This is a genomic window from Sphingomonas sp. SORGH_AS_0870 (assembly GCF_031453175.1).
GTDB lineage: Bacteria > Pseudomonadota > Alphaproteobacteria > Sphingomonadales > Sphingomonadaceae > Sphingomonas.
This window is the reverse complement of the sequence record NZ_JAVIYW010000002.1, coordinates 4,145,641-4,164,689: the sequence shown is the minus strand read 5'-3', so window position 1 is coordinate 4,164,689 and position 19,049 is coordinate 4,145,641. Positions and strand designations below refer to the sequence as shown.

14 protein-coding genes and 1 tRNA gene are annotated in these 19,049 nt (G+C 68.2%); 10 read left to right on the top strand and 5 right to left on the bottom strand.

Going from position 1 to position 19,049, the window contains the following annotated elements; all coding sequences use genetic code 11:
- Window positions 1-566 precede the first annotated feature (566 nt).
- Window positions 567-642 (bottom strand) — tRNA-Thr (locus QE363_RS19285).
- Between the two features lie 144 nt (window positions 643-786).
- Here QE363_RS19285 and QE363_RS19280 point away from each other — a divergent pair.
- Together QE363_RS19280 and QE363_RS19275 are read left to right on the top strand one after the other, a co-directional pair.
- Entirely contained in the window at window positions 787-1,593 is an 807-nt protein-coding gene (locus QE363_RS19280) for a hypothetical protein (RefSeq protein WP_309697899.1), read from the top strand.
- 92 nt (window positions 1,594-1,685) lie between these two features.
- Window positions 1,686-6,287, top strand: coding sequence for an NAD-glutamate dehydrogenase domain-containing protein (locus QE363_RS19275; RefSeq protein ID WP_309697897.1), 4,602 nt, complete (start codon window positions 1,686-1,688; stop codon window positions 6,285-6,287).
- A gap of 507 nt (window positions 6,288-6,794) precedes the next feature.
- On the opposite strand, the gene QE363_RS19270 is transcribed toward QE363_RS19275, so the two are convergent.
- A complete protein-coding gene (locus QE363_RS19270) occupies window positions 6,795-8,585 on the bottom strand; it encodes an aminopeptidase P family protein (protein WP_309697895.1) in 1,791 nt (596 codons plus the stop codon).
- Window positions 8,586-8,722: 137 nt separating this feature from the next.
- Between QE363_RS19270 and QE363_RS19265 the strand changes: the two genes are divergently transcribed.
- The 6 genes from QE363_RS19265 to QE363_RS19240 all read left to right on the top strand — a co-directional run bounded on the left by QE363_RS19265 (window position 8,723) and on the right by QE363_RS19240 (window position 14,037).
- Window positions 8,723-9,946, top strand: coding sequence for a glycoside hydrolase family 43 protein (locus QE363_RS19265; protein WP_309697893.1), 1,224 nt, complete (start codon window positions 8,723-8,725; stop codon window positions 9,944-9,946).
- A 50-nt stretch (window positions 9,947-9,996) separates the two neighbouring features.
- Window positions 9,997-12,066: a S9 family peptidase gene (locus tag QE363_RS19260; RefSeq protein WP_309697891.1), complete on the top strand. Its 2,070-nt coding sequence runs from the start codon at window positions 9,997-9,999 to the stop codon at window positions 12,064-12,066.
- A complete protein-coding gene (locus QE363_RS19255) occupies window positions 12,042-12,647 on the top strand; it encodes a DedA family protein (RefSeq protein WP_309697889.1) in 606 nt (201 codons plus the stop codon). The genes QE363_RS19260 and QE363_RS19255 overlap by 25 nt, the downstream gene beginning before the upstream one ends.
- Complete coding sequence (locus tag QE363_RS19250; protein WP_307101231.1) at window positions 12,644-13,036, top strand: thioesterase family protein; 393 nt, start codon at window positions 12,644-12,646, stop codon at window positions 13,034-13,036. The genes QE363_RS19255 and QE363_RS19250 overlap by 4 nt, the downstream gene beginning before the upstream one ends.
- A gap of 50 nt (window positions 13,037-13,086) precedes the next feature.
- The gene (locus QE363_RS19245) at window positions 13,087-13,584 is read left to right on the top strand and encodes a methylated-DNA--[protein]-cysteine S-methyltransferase (RefSeq protein WP_309697887.1); all 498 of its coding nucleotides are present in this window, start codon (window positions 13,087-13,089) and stop codon (window positions 13,582-13,584) included.
- 120 nt (window positions 13,585-13,704) lie between these two features.
- On the top strand, window positions 13,705-14,037 hold the full coding sequence (locus QE363_RS19240; RefSeq protein WP_307101227.1) for a chorismate mutase: 333 nt from the start codon (window positions 13,705-13,707) through the stop codon (window positions 14,035-14,037).
- Window positions 14,038-14,124: 87 nt separating this feature from the next.
- Here QE363_RS19240 and QE363_RS19235 read toward each other — a convergent pair whose 3' ends face one another.
- Together QE363_RS19235 and ppc are read right to left on the bottom strand one after the other, a co-directional pair.
- Entirely contained in the window at window positions 14,125-14,529 is a 405-nt protein-coding gene (locus QE363_RS19235; RefSeq protein WP_309697884.1) for an OsmC family protein, read from the bottom strand.
- A gap of 4 nt (window positions 14,530-14,533) precedes the next feature.
- On the bottom strand, window positions 14,534-17,209 hold the full coding sequence (ppc, locus tag QE363_RS19230; protein ID WP_309697882.1) for a phosphoenolpyruvate carboxylase: 2,676 nt from the start codon (window positions 17,207-17,209) through the stop codon (window positions 14,534-14,536).
- A 272-nt stretch (window positions 17,210-17,481) separates the two neighbouring features.
- Between ppc and QE363_RS19225 the strand changes: the two genes are divergently transcribed.
- Both QE363_RS19225 and QE363_RS19220 read left to right on the top strand, forming a co-directional pair.
- Entirely contained in the window at window positions 17,482-17,946 is a 465-nt protein-coding gene (locus tag QE363_RS19225; RefSeq protein WP_309697880.1) for a hypothetical protein, read from the top strand.
- A 10-nt stretch (window positions 17,947-17,956) separates the two neighbouring features.
- A complete protein-coding gene (locus QE363_RS19220) occupies window positions 17,957-18,574 on the top strand; it encodes a DUF1826 domain-containing protein (protein ID WP_309697878.1) in 618 nt (205 codons plus the stop codon).
- 45 nt (window positions 18,575-18,619) lie between these two features.
- Here QE363_RS19220 and QE363_RS19215 read toward each other — a convergent pair whose 3' ends face one another.
- Window positions 18,620-19,039, bottom strand: a complete 420-nt coding sequence (locus tag QE363_RS19215; RefSeq protein WP_309697876.1) for a hypothetical protein — start codon at window positions 19,037-19,039, stop codon at window positions 18,620-18,622.
- Between the last annotated feature and the right edge of the window lie 10 nt (window positions 19,040-19,049).

Below are 19,049 nucleotides of genomic sequence, written 5' to 3'. Positions count from 1 at the left end.
TCCGCCACTTCGCGACCGTCTTCGGGCTGATCCCCAACTCACGGCTCAGCGTCGCGAGCGAAGCTTGGCGCGCTGTATTGCTGATCGGACGGCGCGCGTGGTCTTGGCGCTCCCGTGATGGACCTGTCCCATACGGCCTCCTTCCATGCCAAACGAAAGGATCGCACCAACAAACCGTGGGATCAAACACCTAATAGAAACATTGTCGGGCGCTTCGGTAGCAGCTTGGTATCTATGGGGCTGGTCGATGCGACAGGAGCGTCAAAGGGCTTTGGTGGGTTCCGGGCGGATGCGTTCAAGGTATCCGCTTCCATCGCCTAGATCAGACAGGCGGGTGTGAGCCTCTTGGCCTCGTTACGGTCATTTGCACCCGGCAACCGAACCCATTCGCGTTTCCTCCGAACCGCTGCCTTTGGGCTAGCGGGATCGAACGCGGGAAATAATAGGTGCCGCCATCACGCTTGAGCAGGTACGCACTCATCCTTGCCTCGCTACGATTGTAGCAGACAGTCGTTACAAGCGGTGATTTTCGTAAAAACCTAAGCCTTTTGATGGCTTAAGGTGGATGGTGCCGCTTACAGGACTCGAACCTGTGACCCCCGCATTACGAATGCGATGCTCTACCAGCTGAGCTAAAGCGGCCCTTCATCGGTCGAACCGGCTGGTGTCCGGTCGAGGTGGCGGCGCTTAACAGGTCTGTTGGGGGCTGGCAAGCGGCTTTGGCATCTTTACATGTCGTTAACGATAACGGCGCCATGACTGGACCGGATAGCGAGGATGACAGTCATGACCACCGGGCCGGATCTGAACGAGGCTCTCCCCGTCGACACGAGCGGGGTGGGAGAGGCTGACGACGTGCTGTTCGCGCTGGGCGGGGTGGAGCGGCGGTTGCATGCGCGCGCCTATCACCATTGGGCCTCGCTGCTGGGCGAAGCGCCCTATCCGCCGATCGCCGCGCTTGATCCCGAGGCGATCGCCGATTTCGCGGGCAATTCGGTGCTGCTGGATTTTCGGGGGCGGTCGGGCGATCCGGCGATCGCCTATATCGGCCAGGCCCTGCGCGGGGAGGGTGATCTGGACGGGCGGCCCGGAACGCTTGCGGATCTGCCGCAGGGCTCGCTCCTGGCGCGGATGGTCGGGCATTATGGCCAGATCCTGAGCGACAAGGCGCCCGCCGGGTTCGAGGCGGAGTTCGTCAACGCGCGCGGCCGCACCACGCTGTACCGCGCCATCCTGCTGCCCTATTCGTCCGACGGCCGGACGATCGACTTCATCCACGGCGTCGTCAGTTGGAAGGAACTGGCCGATCCGTTGTTGCAGGCGACGCTCGATTCCGCGCTGCTCGATTCGATGGCGCAGGCGGAGCCGCCCGCGACGGGCGGGGCATTGTGGGACGAGGCGCCCGAGCCGCCCCTGCGTCGCGCGCGCGCCGATCCCGCGCCGCTCGGCCATGTCGCGTTCGACACCGGCGCGGCGGTCGGAAGCCCGGTCGTCCTGGTCGGGCGGGTGACGCAGGGCGGCCGGATCGCCGTTCAGGGGTCGGTCGTCGATGACGAGCGGCTGGCCGACAGGGTATTGCGCGCCTCGCAATGAAAATTGCGCTGCGGCGCAACATCTTTTCTCTGTCGGCAAAGGGTTGAGCGGCGCGAAGCCCAAGCCTAGGACTTGCACCCATGGCACCGAATATGTCGCATCCGATGGCCGACGCGATTGCCGCACGGCTGACCCAGGGCGCCCTTCCGGCGGAATTGCAGGGGTTCGGCCCCGCGGAGGTGGCTGCCGCGGCGGCCTTCGTCGCGGGCGTGGCCCAGCAGCGGTCGCCGGGCGAGCCGTCGATCGCGCTGGAGCCGATGTCGGGCGACGACACGCACCGCCGGATGCGGTTGGCCATCGTCAATGACGACATGCCCTTCCTGGTCGATTCGATCGCGGCGATGGTCGGTGCGGACGGAATCGCGATCGACCGGGTGATCCACCCCGTCCTGCCCGTGACCCGCGATGCCGAGGGACAGCTTCAGGCGATCGGCACCGGCGGCCGGTCCGAATCCTTCATCTATCTGGAAATGGAACGCGCCGATGCGCGTGACCGGCGCGGGCTGGTCGACGATCTGCGCGCCGTGTTGGCCGATGTCCGCGCCGCCGTGGTGGACTGGTCGGGGTTGCAGGACGCGCTGGCCGCCGATGCGACCACGCTGGGCGAGAAGAATGGCGAGGGGGCGGCACTGCTGCTGTGGTTCCTGGGCGGCAAGCTGACGCTGCTGGGCCATGAGAAATGGTTCGAGGACGGCCGCGACGCACCCGCGCTGGGCGTGGCGCGGACGCCGCACAAGGTGCCGCTGCTCGCCGACACCTCGCGCCAGCGGGCGCTGGACTATTTCGCGCAAGGTGGGGCGGCGCCGTTGCTGCTCAAGTCCAATGCGATCTCGACCGTGCATCGTTCGGTGCCGCTCGACCTGGTGCTGGTGCCGGTGATGGAGGAGGGCCGCGTGGTCGGTCTGTCGATCCATGCGGGTCTGTGGACCAGCGCCGCGCTCGCCAGTCCGCCGCATGAGGTGCCGGTGCTGCGCACGCGGTTGGCGGCGCTCCAGGCCAAGTTCGGCTTTGACCCGCGCGGCCATACCGGCAAGGCGCTGACCCATGCGCTGACCGCGCTGCCGCATGATCTGGTCACCGCCTTCCCGGCCGAGGCGCTGGAGACGTTGGCCCTGACCGCCATGTCGTTGGCCGACCGGCCGCGGCCCGAGCTGGTGCTGATCCGGTCGGTGTTGCAGCGGCATCTGTTCGCCTTTGTCTGGTTGCCGCGCGACGAGCTGACCACCGCGCGGCGTGTCGCGATCGGCGACATGCTGGGCGAGGCGGCGAACGGCTCGCTGCTCAACTGGTCGATCGCGCTGGAGGACGGCGTCGTCGCGCTGATCCGCTATACGATCGACCTGCGCCAGGACGGTCGTCTGCCCGACACGGCGGCACTGTCCGAGCGGCTGCGCAAGATGGTGCGCGGCTGGATGCCCGATGTCGAGGCAGCGCTGGCCGAGCAGGTGCCCGCCCCGCGTGCGGCGCGGCTGGCCCTGCGCTGGGCCAATGGCTTCCCGACCAATTACCGCAATGTCAGCGACGCAGCCGAAGCCGCCGCCGACATTCTGCGCCTGTCGTCGCTGGAGAATGAGGGGAGCCGCTCGGTGCGCCTGTTCCCGGTCCAGCCGGGGCAGGATCGCCAGCTGAAGATCTACAAGCTGAACGGCGCGCTGCCTTTGTCGGACGCGGTCCCGGTGCTGGAGAATTTCGGCTTCCGCGTGATCGGCGAGCTGCCGACCCGGTTGCGCGACGATGCCGATCCCTTCGTCCACGACTTCATCGTAGAGACCGAGGCGACCACCGAGCCCAAGGGCGCGGCGGTGCTGGAGGGGGCGATCGCCGCCGTGCTGGAGGGCAAGGCGGAGAATGACGCGTTCAATCGGCTGATCGTCGATGTGGGGCTGAGCCCGCAGGCGGTGGTGCTGTTCCGCGCCTGGTTCCGCTATCTGCGCCAGGCGGGGCTGCCTTATGGGCTGACCACCGTGGTCGACGCGCTGCGCCGGGCACCCAAGCTGGCGACTGCGCTGATCGAGCGCTTCACGGCGGCGCATGATCCCAAGGCGACCGGCGATCTCGCCGCCGCCGATGCCGCGATCGCGGCCGGGCTGGATGCCGTGTCGGCGATCGACGACGACCGTATCCTGCGCAGCTTCCGCGACATGATCGCCGCGACCCTGCGCACCAACGCCTTTGCCGAGGCGGGCAAGGAAGCGCTGGCGTTCAAGCTGGACAGCCACAAGATTCCGGGGCTCCCGGCGCCGCTGCCCTGGCGTGAGGTGTGGGTCTATAGCCCCCGCGTCGAGGGCATCCACTTACGCGCCGGGCCGGTCGCGCGCGGCGGGCTGCGCTGGTCGGATCGCCGCGACGACTTCCGCACCGAGATTCTGGGGCTGATGAAGGCGCAGCGGGTAAAGAACGCAGTCATCGTGCCCACGGGCGCGAAGGGCGGTTTCTACCCCAAGCAGCTGCCTTCGCCGGTTACCGACCGCGACGGCTGGGCGGCCGAGGGCAAGGAAAGCTACCGCGTGTTCATCCGCGCGCTGCTGTCGATCACCGACAATATCGTCGAGGGCGCGGTGGTGCACCCGGCGGGCGTGCGCGTGCTGGACGGCGAGGACCCCTATTTCGTGGTCGCCGCCGACAAGGGCACCGCGACCTTCTCCGACGTGGCCAATGCGCTGGCGCTGGAGCGCGGCTTCTGGCTGGGCGATGCCTTCGCCTCCGGGGGCAGCCAGGGGTACGACCACAAGGCGATGGGCATCACCGCCAAGGGCGCCTGGGTCTCGGTCCAGCGCCACTTCGCCGAGCGGGGCGTGGACGTGCAGAGCCAGCCCATCCGCGTCGTCGGCTGCGGCGACATGTCGGGCGACGTGTTCGGCAACGGGATGCTGTTGTCCAAGGCGATCAAGCTGGTCGCGGCGTTCGACCATCGCCACATCTTCCTCGACCCCAATCCCGATCCCGCCACGAGCTGGGACGAGCGCGCGCGGATGTTCGCGCTGCCCCGGTCGAGTTGGGCGGATTACGACACCAGCCTGATCTCGGCCGGAGGCGGCGTCTTCCCGCGTTCGGCCAAGACCATCCCGCTGTCGGACGAAATCCGCGAGGCTTTGGGCATCACCGCCACGTCGCTGGAACCGGCGGCGCTGATCTCGGCGATCCTGAAGGCCCCGGCCGACCTGCTCTGGTTCGGCGGCATCGGGACCTACATCAAGGCGGCGGCGGAGAATAACGTCCAGGTCGGCGATCCGGCCAATGACCGGCTGCGCGTCGATGCCGAGGATCTGCGCGTCACCGCGATCGGCGAGGGCGCCAATCTGGGCGTCACGCAAGCCGCGCGCATTGCCTTTGCCGAGCGGGGCGGGCGGATCAACACCGACTTCATCGACAATTCGGCGGGCGTCGACTGTTCGGATAACGAGGTCAACATCAAGATCGCGCTGAACCGCGAGATGATCGAGGGCCGTCTGGCGGAGGGCGACCGCAACAGGTTGCTCGCCGCGATGACCGATGACGTGGCGCATATCGTGCTGGAGGATAACCGGCTCCAGACGCTCGGCCTGTCGATCGCCGAGGCGGACGGGGCGGGCGCGATGCCGAGCTATGTCCGCGTCATCGAAATCTTCGAGAGCGCCGGACGGCTCGACCGCGCGGTCGAGGGGCTGGGCAGCAACGACGTGCTGCTGCGGCGCGGGCAGGATGGGATTCCGCTGACCCGGCCCGAGCTGGCGGTGCTGCTGGCGACGGCGAAGCTGACCTTGCAGGACGCGATCGAGACCAGCCCGCTGGCGCTGGACGACGAACTGCGCCCCGATCTGCATGCGGCCTTCCCGCCCGCGATGCGGGAAGCGTTCGGCGAGGCGATCGACCAGCATCGCCTGCGCGGCGAGATCGTCGCGACCAAGCTCGCCAACCGCATCGTCAACCGGATGGGCATCCTCCACCCCTTCGAGCTGGCGGAAGAGGAAGGCGCGGCGATGGCCGACATCGCGGCGATGTTCGTCGTGGTCGAGCGGCTGTTCGATCTGGGCGGGCTGTGGACCGCGATCGAGACGGCGGCGATGCCCGAAGCTGCCCGCATCGCGCTGTTCGACGAGGTGGCGCGGGCGACCCGCTCGCAGATCGCCGATTTGCTGCGCGCGATGCCCGCCGGGACCGCACCGGGCGCGGCGCTGGAGCGATTGCAGCCGGGGATCGAGCGGCTGGCGGCGGAAACGCCCGCGCTGCTGCGTGACGAGGCCAAGGCGCAGAGCGCGCGGGTCGTCGCCGTGCTGGAGGAGGCGGGGGCGCCTGCCGAACTCGCGGCGCGGGTGGTGCGGGTGTCCGAACTCGACGGTGCGGTGGGGCTGGCCGATCTGGGCCAGCGGTTGTCGCTGGACGAGACGCGGTTGACCCATGCCTTTACCCGTCTGGGCCAGGCGCTGGGCCTAGACTGGGCACAGGGTCAGGCGGCGCGGATCAACCCCAGCGATCCGTGGGAGCGCCTGCTGATCGCAGGGCTGGCGCGCGATTTCCAGCAGCAGCGGCTCGACTTCCTCGGCCGGGCGGGCGCGACCGACCCCGAAGCGGCGGTCGAAGCCTGGCTGGAGCGCAACGCCGCGCGGGTCGGCCAGTTCAAGGCGGTGATCGACCGGGCCCGCCTGGCGGCCCAACCCAACGCCGCGATGCTGGCCCAGATCGCGGGCCAGGCGCGGGTGCTGCTGGGGCGGTAAGCGACTGTTCCCCGGCGAAGGCCGGGGCCCAGTTCCTTTGTCGTGTGAGGCGCGCAAAACGCCGCGTGGGGGCCCATCCCGCGCGGCGTTATTGTTCACGCGAAGCCGCGAAGGCGCGAAGAAGGTTGGTTCGCGCGGAGACGCGGAGACGCGGAGAAGAAGTTTTATTCGCGCAGAGGCGCAGAGGACGCAGAGAGGTTTGGAACAGGATGACATTGACTTGAAACGGCGTAAGCCCCTCCCCTTCAGGGGAGGGGTTGGGGTGGGGCCTCGCCACAGGCCGCACGCTGGCGGAAGCCCCCCACCCCGTGCCCCTCCCCTGAAGGGGAGGAGTGGGTTCAACTCATGTCGTCCTGCTATAAAGCCGCGCGCAGCGCCCTCTATTCGTCAGCGTCAGAGATAAAAGGGCCGCTGGCGCGGCGGGCGAGACACCTCCGCGTCTCCGCGCCTCCGCGCGAACCAACCTTCTTCCGTCTTCTTCGCGCCTTCGCGGCTTCGCGTGAAAAATCAGATGGCCGCACACTTCTCCAGCAACCAGTCCCGATCCGCACCCTCCAGTTCGGCCGCCAAGACCTCCGCTACTCGCGCATGATAGGCGTTGAGCCAGTCCCGCTCCCCGGCCGTCAGCAGGTCCGCCACGATCAGCGACCGCTCGATCGGGCACAGGGTCAGCGTCTCGAACCCCAGCATGTCCCGGTCTGCGCCCGCGATGGCGCGCGGTTCGACCAGCACCAGATTCTCGATGCGGATGCCATACTCGCCCGCCTTGTAATAACCCGGCTCATTGGACAGTATCATGCCCGCGCGCAGCGGCTCCATCGCGGCACCGCCGGGATAGTTGGGCGCGGCGATACGCTGCGGCCCCTCATGCACCGACAGGTACGCGCCGACGCCGTGCCCGGTGCCATGGGCATAATCCAGACCGACCTCCCAGAGCGGCCGCCGCGCTAGCGAGTCGAGGTGCCCGCCCAGCGTCCCGTCCGGAAACACCGCCGTCGCCAGCCCGATATGCCCCTTCAGCACGCGGGTGAAGCGGTCGCGCATCTCGTCCGTGGGCTCACCGATCGGCATGACACGGGTGATGTCGGTGGTGCCGTCCTGATACTGTCCGCCGGAGTCGATCAGGAAGAGCTGCCCCAGCTCGATCGCCGCATTCGATTCCTCGGTGACGTGATAATGCGGGCTCGCGCCATGCGCCCCGGTCGCCGAGATGGTCGAGAAGCTGGTGTCCTTGAGCAGCCCCGTCGCCTCGCGAAACGCCAGCAGCCGGGCGGCGGCGGACAGTTCGGTCTGCCCGCCCTTGGGGCATTCGCTCTCGACCCAGCGCAGGAACTTCACCATCGCCGCGCCGTCCCGGACCGAGGCGGCACGGTGCCCGGCGACCTCGGCCGGGTTCTTGATCGCCTTGGTCAGCACCACCGGATCACGAAGCGCCAGCACCTTGGCCCCGCCCGCCTCCAGCGCTTGCCCGATGGCAGCGACCGCGCGCTCCGGATCGGCGACGACGCGCTTGCCCGCAAAGCCGGTCAGATAGACCTCGAACGCCGCGCGGTCGTGCAGCCGCACCGCATTGCCCAGATGCGCGCGAACCTCGGGCGTGATCTTGTCCGGCGCGACGAACAGGTCGGTCTCGCCATCCGCATGGACGATCGCATAGGACAAGGCGACCGGCGTATGCGCGACGTCCGTGCCGCGGACGTTGAGCGTCCAGGCGATCGAGTCCAGCGCCGACAGCACCACCGCATCGGCGCGCTGCTCGGCCAGCCATTCGCCGATCCGCGCGCGCTTGGCCGCCGCGCTCTCGCCCGCCACCGCATCGTCCTGCACCGTCATCACGGCGGGCGAAGGGGCGGGGCGGTCGGTCCAGATCGCGTCGATCGGATTGGCGCCCACCGCGACCAGTTCCGCGTCGCGGTCGGCCAGCGCGGCGGTCATGTCGGCGACCTGCTGGCGGGTGTGCAACCACGGGTCATAGCCGATCCGCTGCCCCGCCGCCGTCTCGCGGCCCAGCCAGCCCGCCACGCTGTCCTGGGGCACGGGGATATAGGCATAGTCGTCGCCCGACACCTGCTCGCGCACTTGCAGCGTATAGCGCCCGTCGGTGAAGATCGCCGCCTTGTCCGCCAGCACCACCGCGCTGCCCGCCGAACCGCCGAACCCGGTCAGCCAGCCCAGCCGCTGCGCATAGTCGCCGACATATTCGCTCATATGCTCGTCGGTCAGCGGGACGACGAAACCGTCAAGGCCAAGGGATGCCAGTTCGGCACGAAGGGCGGCAAGACGGGCGGAGTGGGACATGGGAAGCGGCCTGACAGCAATGGGAAACGGGGCCGGTCTAGCCCTCCGCCCGTACAGCGTCGAGCCTCTCGGGGGGCTTGAGGAATTTGTCAGACGATATACGATCCGCTGCGAATGGCATTTGGAAGGATCGGATGATGATCGACCGGCGGGGCATCCTGGTGGGGGCGGGCGCGGCGGCGCTGATCGGTGGCGGTGGCGCGCGGGCGGCCGGGCTGGACGCCTTCCGCCCCGGAGAGGTGTGGAACGACACGAAGGGGGTGGCGATCAACGCCCATGGCGGCGGGCTGTTGCGGCACGGCGGACGCTGGTGGTGGCATGGTGAGCACAAGACCGAGGGCGAAGGCGGCAATACCGCGCTAGTCGGCGTCCATGCCTATAGCTCGGCCGATCTGGTGAACTGGCGTGACGAAGGGGTCGCGCTGTCCGTGTCCGACGATCCCGCCAGCCCGATCGCGCGCGGCTGTATCCTGGAACGGCCCAAGGTCGTCTATAATCCGCGCACCCGCAAATTCGTGATGTGGTTCCATCTGGAACTCAAGGGGCGGGGATATGGCGCCGCGCAGGCGGGCGTCGCCGTGGCCGACCGGCCGCAGGGGCCGTTCCGCTTCCTGCACGCGGGCCGGGTCAATCCCGGCATCTGGCCCGCCAACGCAACGGCCGAGGACAAGGCGCCCGGCACGATCCTGGCGCGCGACTTCCCCGGCGGGCAGATGGCGCGCGACATGACCGTCTTCGTCGACGGCGGCACCGCGTGGCACATCTATGCCTCGGAAGAGAATGCGACGCTGCAGATCGCCCGGCTGGCGCCCGACTGGACCCGGCATGACGGCTATTATGTCCGCGCGCTGCCCGATGGCGGGAACGAGGCGCCCGCGCTCTTCAAGGCGAAGGGGCGCTATTACATGTTCGCTTCGGGCCTGACCGGGTGGCGGCCCAATCCGGGGCGGGTCTATGTCGCGGACGCGGTCACGGGGCCGTGGCGCTCGCTGGGCAATCCGGTTCGGGGAAGCGAGGTGGACCGCAAGACGACCTTCCACTCGCAATCGACCTTCGTCCTGCCCCTGCCGCCCGAGCGGGCCGGGGGGCGAGCCGCGCTTCATCTTCATGGCGGATCGCTGGCGGCCGGAAAATGCGATCGACGGGCGCTATGTCTGGCTGCCGGTGGAATGGGAGGGCGAGACGCCGGTCCTGCACTGGCGGGATCGCTGGACGCTGGCGGATGGGTGGAAGGCCAGGTAACCCCGCCCGCCGTTCAGCCTGAGCGAAGTCGAAGGCCACGGGATTCCCTTCGTGGCCAAGCGCGGAACATGCGCTTCGACTTCGCTCAGCGTGAACGGGTGGGACGGCATAAGAAATAGCGGACCCGCCGCCTCTTCCGGCAGACCCCAACCCTAGCTACATCCGGGTGATGACCGAACCCGTTGCGCTGACTCCGCCCGTTGCCGAAACCCGTGCCCACAGCTTCACCGCGCATGGCATCACCATCGAAGATCCCTATGCCTGGCTGAAGGACCCCGCTTACCCGGAGGTCACCGACAAGGATGTCCTGTCCTATGTCGAGGCGGAGAACGCCTATTTCGAGGCGGTCATGGCCCCGCGCCAGCCGCTGATCGACCGGCTGTACGAAGAGATGAAGGGGCGGATCAAGGAGGACGAATCCTCCGTGCCGCAAAAGGACGGCGACTGGTTCTACTGGACCGCGTTCGAGACGGGTGGGCAATATCGCAAATGGTGGCGCAAGCCGGTCGCGGGCGGCCCCGACGAGCTGTTGCTCGACGAACCGGCGCTGGCCGAGGGCAAGGAATATTTCCGGCTGGGCGCCTTCTCGATCAGCAACAATGGCCGCTACCTTGCCTATGCGATCGACGACAATGGCTCCGAGCGGTTCGAGGTGCGGATCAAGGACCTGACCACCGGCGAACACTTGGCGGAAGTCATTCCCGGCATGTTGTCGGAGATCGTCTGGACCAAGGACGATAGCGGCTTCCTCTACGGCGTGGCCAATGCCCAGTGGCGGACCGACAATGCGCGCTTCCACCGGCTGGGCACGCCGGTCGCGGACGATGTCGAGCTGTTCCACGAGGATGACGAAGGCTACCGCGTCGCCGTCGCCGAGACCTCCGCGCGCAACTGGATCGTGATCGCCACCGGCGACCATGTCACCAGCGAGGTGCGGCTGGTCCCCTCCGACAATGTCTTCGCCGAACCGATCCTGGTCGCCCCCCGCAAGGAGGGCCGCGAATATGATGTGGACGAGCATGACGGCACGCTGTTCATCCACACCAACGATGTGGACCCGCAATTCCGCCTGTGCACCGCCTCGATCGAGGCACCCGGCGACTGGCACGAGCTGATCGGGCCGAACCCGCATTTCTACATGACGGGGGTGGAATGCTATAAGGACTTCTTCGTGGTCGAGGGGCGCGAGGACGGTTTGGACCGGATCGCCATCCACCGCTACGACGCGCCGACCGTGCCACAGCGGATCGAATTCCCGGAGGCGAGCTACACGGCGGGCCTGGGCGACAATCCCGAGTACGACGTGTCGGTCCTGCGGCTCGGCTATGAATCGATGGTCACGCCGGGCACCGTCTATGATTACGACGTGGCGACCGGCGGGCTGACCGTGCTGAAGGTCCAGGAAATCCCCTCGGGCTATGACGCGGACAAGTACCGGACCGAGCGGCTGAAGATTCCCGCGCGCGACGGGACGATGGTGCCGGTGTCGATCGTGTACCCGAAGGATTTCCCACGCGACGGAACGGGCAAGCTGTTCCTCTATGCGTACGGTGCCTATGGCTATGCGATCCCGCCGGGCTTCTCCACGGGCCGCATGAGCCTGCTCGATCGCGGCTTCGCCTATGCCATCGCGCATATTCGCGGCGGCGACGATCTGGGCCAGCAATGGTATCTGGACGGCAAGCTCGAAAAGCGCACCAACACCTTCCACGATTTCGTCGATGTCGCGAAGGGGCTGATCGCGGGCGGCTGGACCAGCCAGGGGCAGATCGCGATTGCGGGCCGCTCGGCGGGCGGCGAGCTGATGGGCGCGGTGGTCAATTCGGACCCCGAACTCTGGGGCGCGGTGATCGCCGACGTGCCGTTCGTCGACGTCCTCAACACGATGATGGATGCCGAATTGCCGCTGACGCCGGGCGAATGGCCCGAATGGGGCAATCCGATCGAGGACAAGGCGGCGTTCGAGCTGATCCGCAGCTACAGCCCCTATGACAATGTCCGGGCCCAGGCCTATCCGCCGATGTTCATCTCGGGCGGCCTGAACGACCCGCGCGTCACCTATTGGGAGCCCGCGAAGTGGGCCGCCCGGCTGCGCGCGACCAAGACCGACGACCATCTGCTGCTGCTCAAGACCAATATGGGGGCAGGGCATGGCGGCAAGTCGGGCCGGTTCGAGTCCTTGCGCGAAGGTGCGGAGGAACATGCCTTCATCCTGTGGCAGATGGGAGTGGAGTCCTGAGCATCGAGGCGATCGTCGCGCGCTACGGCGTGGCGGCGATCGCGCTGGGTGCGGGGCTGGAGGGGGAGACGGCGGTCGTCACCGGCGGCATCCTGGCGCATCAGGGGCTGGTCGGCTGGCCCGCCGCGCTGATCGCCGCGGCGATCGGATCGTTCGTCGCCGACCAGATCTTCTTCACCATCGGCCGCCGGTCGCGCGACGGGCGCTGGGTGGCCAAGCTGCGCAAGCGACGGGTCTATGCGCGCGTGACGCGGATGATGGAACGCTATCCGGTCGGCTTCATCTTCGCCTTCCGCTTCCTCTATGGCCTGCGCACGATCAGCCCGGTCGCGATCGGGACCAGCCAGGTGTCGACCCGGCTGTTCGTCGCGGTCAACGCCGCATCCGCCGCATGCTGGGCTTCGATCTTCGTCGGCATCGGTTATCTGTTCGGCGAGGCGTTCCAGGAACTGGCGGCGCGCTATCGCCCCAGCCTGCGCCATATCCTGATGGCGGCGGCGCTGGTCATGGTCGCCGCCGCGATCGGCTGGGGCGTCCGCGCGCTGTGGCAAAGGTACAGGGACCCGAACGAACAGGCATGAGCCGCTTTTCGATCCAGATCACCGCAGGCCCCGACCATATCGACGAGCTGGGCCATGTGAACAACGCCGTCTGGGTCCAGTGGATTCAGGCGATCGCCACCGCCCATTGGGAAGCGGTCGCGCCGCCCGAACATGTCGCGGCGCATGTCTGGGTCGTGACGCGGCACGAGATCGACTATCGCGGCAATGTCGTGGCGGGGGAGACGGTGACGGCGGAAACCTGGGTCCCCAACCCGCCCAAGGGCGCGCGGTTCGACCGGCATGTCCGCTTTCTGGATGCCGAGGGGCAGGTGAAGGTGGAGGCGGTGACGACCTGGGCGCTGCTCGACCGCGCCACCGGCCGACTGCTGCGCGTCACGGCCGAGATCGCCGCCCCCTTCATGGTTTGACCGCAAGAAGCGGGACGCGCGGGGCGCGGGGATCGGCTAGGGTCGGTCCCATGTTGAGCGAATGCACCATGGCCTCGCCGGTCGGCGAACTGACCCTTGTCGCCAGCGAGCGCGGCCTGCGCGCCGTCCTGTGGGCCGAGGAGAGGGCAGGGCGGGTCCGGTTGCCCGAACGGCGCGACGATCCCGCCCATGCCGTGCTGGCCGAGGCGGTGCGCCAGTTGCGCGACTATTTCGAGGGACGGCGCCGCACCTTCGACCTGCCGCTCGATCCCGAGGGCACGGACTTCCAGAAAGCGGTGTGGACCGGCCTGAACGCCATCCCTTACGGCGAGACGCGCAGCTACGCCGCGCTGGCCGCCGCGATCGGGCGGCCGGGGGCCTCGCGCGCGGTGGGGGCGGCGAATGGTCGCAATCCGCTGTCGATCGTCACCCCCTGCCACCGGGTGATCGGCGCGAACGGGACGCTGACCGGCTTTGCGGGCGGGCTGGCGGTCAAGCAATGGCTGCTGGCGCACGAACGCGGCGAGCGGCAACGCGCGCTCGCCTGAGCGATCCACGACGGCCGCACCCGCCCGCGCGGCCGATCGCAGGGCTGCGGGCTTGGCCGGTCGAAGTCTGGGGGCGTATCCCTCCGCCGGCTTCCACCGGGAGAATCGGATATGCGATCGATGCTCTGGCCCGTAGCGGCCGCCCTGCTGACCGCCGCGAGCCCCGCGCCGACGCCGTGCTGCCGCAATCTGGGCGAGGTGCGGACCAATATCGACCGGATCGACGACCAGATCCTGCGCCTGATGGCCGAGCGGTCGCGCTATGTCGCGCAGGCCGGGCGGTTCAAGACCTCCGCCGCGACGGTGCGCGATGAGGCGCGAATCCGTCAAATCCTGGCGCGCATCCGCGAAAAGGCCGCGCGGCAGGGGGTGAACCCCGATGTGGCGGAGGCGACCTTCCGGGCGATGGTCGAGGGCTTCACCGCCGAGGAGGCGCGGCAGGTCGGGCGCTGAATTCCTTACCGGCGGATCGACATGCAGCATTGCTTCTTCTTCCCCTCTCCCCTGGACAGGGGAGAGGGAAGGAAGGCCATCGGGCCGTCAGTCCTCGTCCCACAGGATGGCGATCGGCGCATCGATGCCCAGCACCGCATGGACCGGGCAGGCCGCCGCCGCCGCTTCGAGCCTTTTGCGTTGGGCCGGGTCATAGCGGCCCGGCACGCGCACCGTCACGGCCAGGGTCGTGATCCGGCGCGGGGCGTTGCCCATCTCCTTGGTGACGGTCGCCGTCGCGCCCGCCAGTTCCAGCCCGGCGACGCGCCCCGCCATCGCCATGATGCTCAGCACGCAACCGCCCAGCGACACCGACAAAAGGTCGCTCGGCGAAAAGCCTTCGCCGCTGCCGCCCAGTTCCTGCGAGGCGTTGGTGACCAGCACCGCGCCGGAGTCGGGATGCTCGGTCCGGCAGCGCAGGCCGCCTTCGTACCGGACCACGAAATCGGTCATGCTCTTACCCGCTGTTGCGCAGCGCGGTGGCGATGCCGTTGATCGACAGCAGGATGCCCTCGCCGATGCGCGGATCGTCCTCGCCCGCGCGGTGGCGCTTCATCAGCTCGATCTGGAGCAGGTTCAGCGGCTCGATATAGGGCAGGCGCAGGCGGATCGACGCCTCCAGCGCGGGATTGTCCGACAGCAGCCGCGTCTGCCCCGTCACGGTCAGCAGCCCGTCGCGCGCGCGGTGCCAGCCGTCATGGATGCGCCCGAAGATCGAATCCCGCAAGGCTTCGTCCTCGACCAGCCCGGCATAGCGGCGCGCGATGCCGATGTCCGACTTGGCGAGCACCATCTCCATATTCGCCAGCGTCGCGGCGAAGAACGGCCAGTTCTTGGCCATGTCGGCCAGCAGCGCCTTGTCCTCGAAATTGGCGATGGCGGTGCCGACGCCGAACCAGCCGGGCAGCATGACGCGCGCCTGCGCCCAGCTGAACACCCAGGGAATGGCGCGCAGGTCCTCGATCGCGTCGGACTTCTTGCGGCTGGCCGGGCGGCTGCCGATCTTCAGGCCCGCAATCTCGGCGATCGGGGTCATCTGGCGGAAGAAGGTGCGGAACCCCTCGGTCCCGTAGACGAGGCCGCGATAGGTGGTGAAGGCGGTCGCCGACAATTGCTCCATCGCGGCGGTGAAGCGCGCATTCTCGGCCGGGGAGAGATGTTCGGGTTCCAGGCTGGCGAGCAGGGTGGCCGATGCCATGGCCTCGAGATTGGTCAGCGCGGAGTCGCGCGTGCCATATTTGCCCGCGATCACCTCTCCCTGTTCGGTGATGCGGATGCGGCCCTGCACCGTGCCGTGCGGTTGCGCGCGGATCGCGGCAAAGGCGCTGCCGCCGCCGCGCCCGACCGCGCCGCCGCGCCCGTGGAACAGCTGCATCTGCACCCCCGCCGCGTCGAACACCGGGCGGAACGCGCTCGACGCCTTGGACAGCGACCAGGTGGAGGTCAGGTAACCGCCATCCTTATTCGAGTCCGAATAGCCGATCATCACCTCCTGATGCCCGCGCGCGCGGACGATGGCGGCGATCTCGGGCAGCGCGAAATAGGCGCGCATGATCTCGGGCCCCGCCTCCAGATCCTCGATCGTCTCGAACAGGGGCACCGCCATGATCGCGGCGGTGGCGGGTTCGCCGGGGCGGTAGAGGCCGAATTCCTTCAGCATCAGGTTGATCTCGAGCAGGTCGGACACCGACTTGCCCATCGAGACGATATAGTTGGTGATGCACTTGGGGCCGTACCGGGCATGCGCATCGGCGGCGGCCTGGACGATCGCCAGTTCGGAGCGCGTCTCGTCCGAATACTCGGCATAATGGCTGAACAGCGGCCGGGCATTGGCCAGTTCGCGGCGGAGCAGCGCGACGCGCGCCTCTTCGTCCAGCGCGAGATAATCCGCCTCGACCCCTGCGACCTTCAGCAACTCGGCGACCACCCGTTCGTGCACCGCCGAATTCTGCCGCAGGTCGAGCGTGGCGAGGTGGAAGCCGAACGTCTCGACCGCGCGGATCAGCCGCCCGAGCGCGCCGCCGCTCGCCAGCGCGCCGTCGCCGCGCGCCGCCAGCCCGCGCGCGATCGCGACCAGATCGGTGCGCAGCGCCTTGGGATCGGGATAGGGCTCGCCGGTCAGGCGGCCGGGGCGCGGCGCGGGCTTGCCGGTCAGCGCCTGATGCGTCGCGGCGAGCCGCGCATAGATGCCCGACAGCGCACGGCGATAGGGTTCGTCCGAGCGGCTGAGCGCCTCGTCGCCGCTCGCCTCGGCCAGCGCCAGCACCGCCTCGTCCACCTCGGCATGGCCGGTCGAGATCGACAGCTCGGCCCCCAGCGCGTGGATCGCGTCGCAATAATGGCCCAGCACCGCCTCGGCCGCGCGCGCGAGTGCGGTGGTCAGCGATTCGGCGGTGACGAAGGGATTGCCGTCGCGGTCGCCGCCGATCCACGATCCGGTGCGAAGGAAAGCGGGGACGCGCGTGCCGAACGCCTTGTCCCAGCGCTGATAGAGCGCGGGCAGCACCGGCAGGAAGACGTCGCGCAGATAGGATAGCGCGGTCTCCACCTCGTCGGTGACATAGAGCCGCTCGCGACGCAGCACGCGGGTCTGCCACAGGAGCGCGATCTGGCGGCCGATCGCGGCCTCGACATCGTCGCCGTCGGGGGTGACGTCGCGTCCGGCATCGCGCATCGCCAGCAGTTCGGCGATGCGGTTGCGGTGGTCGATCATGCTCTTGCGCCGCACCTCGGTCGGGTGCGCGGTCAGGACGGGGACGACCAGCGAACGGCCCAGCAGCTCCATCGCAGCGTCGCGGTCGATGCCCTTGTCGGCCAGCGTCGTCAGCACCTCGGCAATGTCGGTGCCGGGCTCGCGTGCGATGCCCTGCCGGTCCTCGGCCAGATTGGCGAGCATCGAGAACAGCATGAAGCCGCGCACGAAATCCAGCGTCTCGTCGAGCGCGAGGCGTTCCAGTTGGAGGTCGACCGAGCCGTCCTCCCCCAGCCCCCGGTACCGATCGACCGAGGCGCGGCGAATCGCCTCGGTCGCCTCGAACAGCGCATCGCCGCCATAGCGACGGATCACGTCGCCCAGTTGCGCGCCCAGGAAACGGATATCGGGATTGTTCGCGATGGGAGGCAGTTTCGTCATGCGCGCATTGCTGCAACGCAATAGGGCGGGCGTCAACCGATTGCGGACCGCAATTTTGGTATAATATCCTGTGTCATCGGACTGCAAAATTGCGTGCTGACATGCAGCGGGGCACGTCGCCCGTCGAAGTGTCCGCCGCAGCAAGATTTCCTTACAGACCAGTGATGATATGTAATATCATAAAGGGCAAAAGCGGGCCGGGATGCTGGCTGGTCGACGCGCTCCAGCGTGGTCGCGAACGGCATCCCGACCATTGGAGAAAGGCAGGAACGATGTTCACCGAAGAGCTGGTCCACACGGCGCTACAGACCTGGTGCGACAATGTGGTGGCGGTCGGCCGGGTTCATGCCGAGGGCGGCGACGTCGAGGCCTTCGCGTCCCGGATCCTGAGCGACAATTACGATTACGACCATGGCAAGGTGCTGTTCAAGCCGACGCTGACCTTCGGCGCGAAGACCTATCGCCCGACCAAGGAGGGGGCGCTCGCCTATTTCATCGGCAGCAATGCGGACTTTCCCGACGACAAGGGGTTCAAGCTGAAGCCCTGGGTGAAGGTCTGGTACAGCAAGCTCGACTATATCCTGCACGGCGACCTGGCGATCGTGCAGTGCAACGTGCACTTCATCGGCGAGGATGACAGCCATATCTTCGTGAACAAGAGCTTCGTGTTCAAGCAATGCGAGGATGGGAGGGTGCGGATCATCCTTCACCAGTCGTCGCTGCCCTATCAGCCGTAACGCCGGGGCAATGACCGCGATCGGCATGGCGCGGCGGGTCGCCATTGGTGGCGATAGCGCGCTGCTCGATCATATCGCGCGGCCCGATACGGCTCTGGCCATCTGGTGGCGTCGCTTGCCCCCGCCGCTCCGGGCGGCGCTGGGCGCGCTCGACCTGGACGGCGTCGACAGCCTGTCGGTCGAGACCGATCTCGGTGGGTCGGTGCAGGCCGCCCTGCGCGCGGCGGGATATGCGCGGGCGGTGCGCGAAATGCTGGGGGCAGACATCGACCGTCTCGTCCGGCGTCTCGCCGCGCTGACCGGAGAGGATCGCCTGCGCGTCCGGCTCGCGGTCGGCCAGGGCGGGGAAGGCGACCAGTTCCACGCCGACCGCACCCCCATCGCGCTGCGATGCACCTATGTCGGCCCCGGCCTCCAATGGTGCTGCGCCGAGGGGCCGGACGCGATCTGCGAGGTGCCGACAGGGGCGGTGGGCGTGTTCAAGGGGCGGATGCTGCTCGACCCGCCCACGGTCCTCCACCGTGCGCCGCCCGGTGGCGGTCGCCGCCTCGTGCTGGCGATCGATCCGGTGCATGACGGCGAGCGGGACCGATCGGGGCCGTTCCTTCCCAGCGCCGATCCCTGTTGACGGGGGAGCGGCGCGGCGGGCGAACGCGCGCCGCTGCCCTTCGGCTCAGTTCATATTCCCCGGTGCGCCGCTGGTCGCACCCGTCGCGACCGGGTTGGTCGGGATGGCGGGGCGCTCGGTGCGCGACGCCTCGCGTTCCTCGGAGGTCACGGTGCCGTCGCGGTTCAGGTCCATCCGATCGAACCGCGCCAGCATCCCCTCGAAAAACTCGCTTTCGGTGATCTCCCCGTCCTTGTTGCGATCCAGCTCCCACAGGCGCGAACGGCTCGCGGGCATTTCGTCGGCGGTGATGATGTCGTTGCCGTCGCGGTCGAGTTCGCGGAAGCGGCGCGCCATCATGCTGCCGAAATCGACGCGGGACGTGACCGAGGGGGGGACGAAGCCCGCCTTGGCGGCGGCGCGATCGGCTTCGGCGCGATTCTCTTCCTTCTTGCCGCACGCCGCCGTCGCCAGCATCGCTACCATCCCGAGGCCT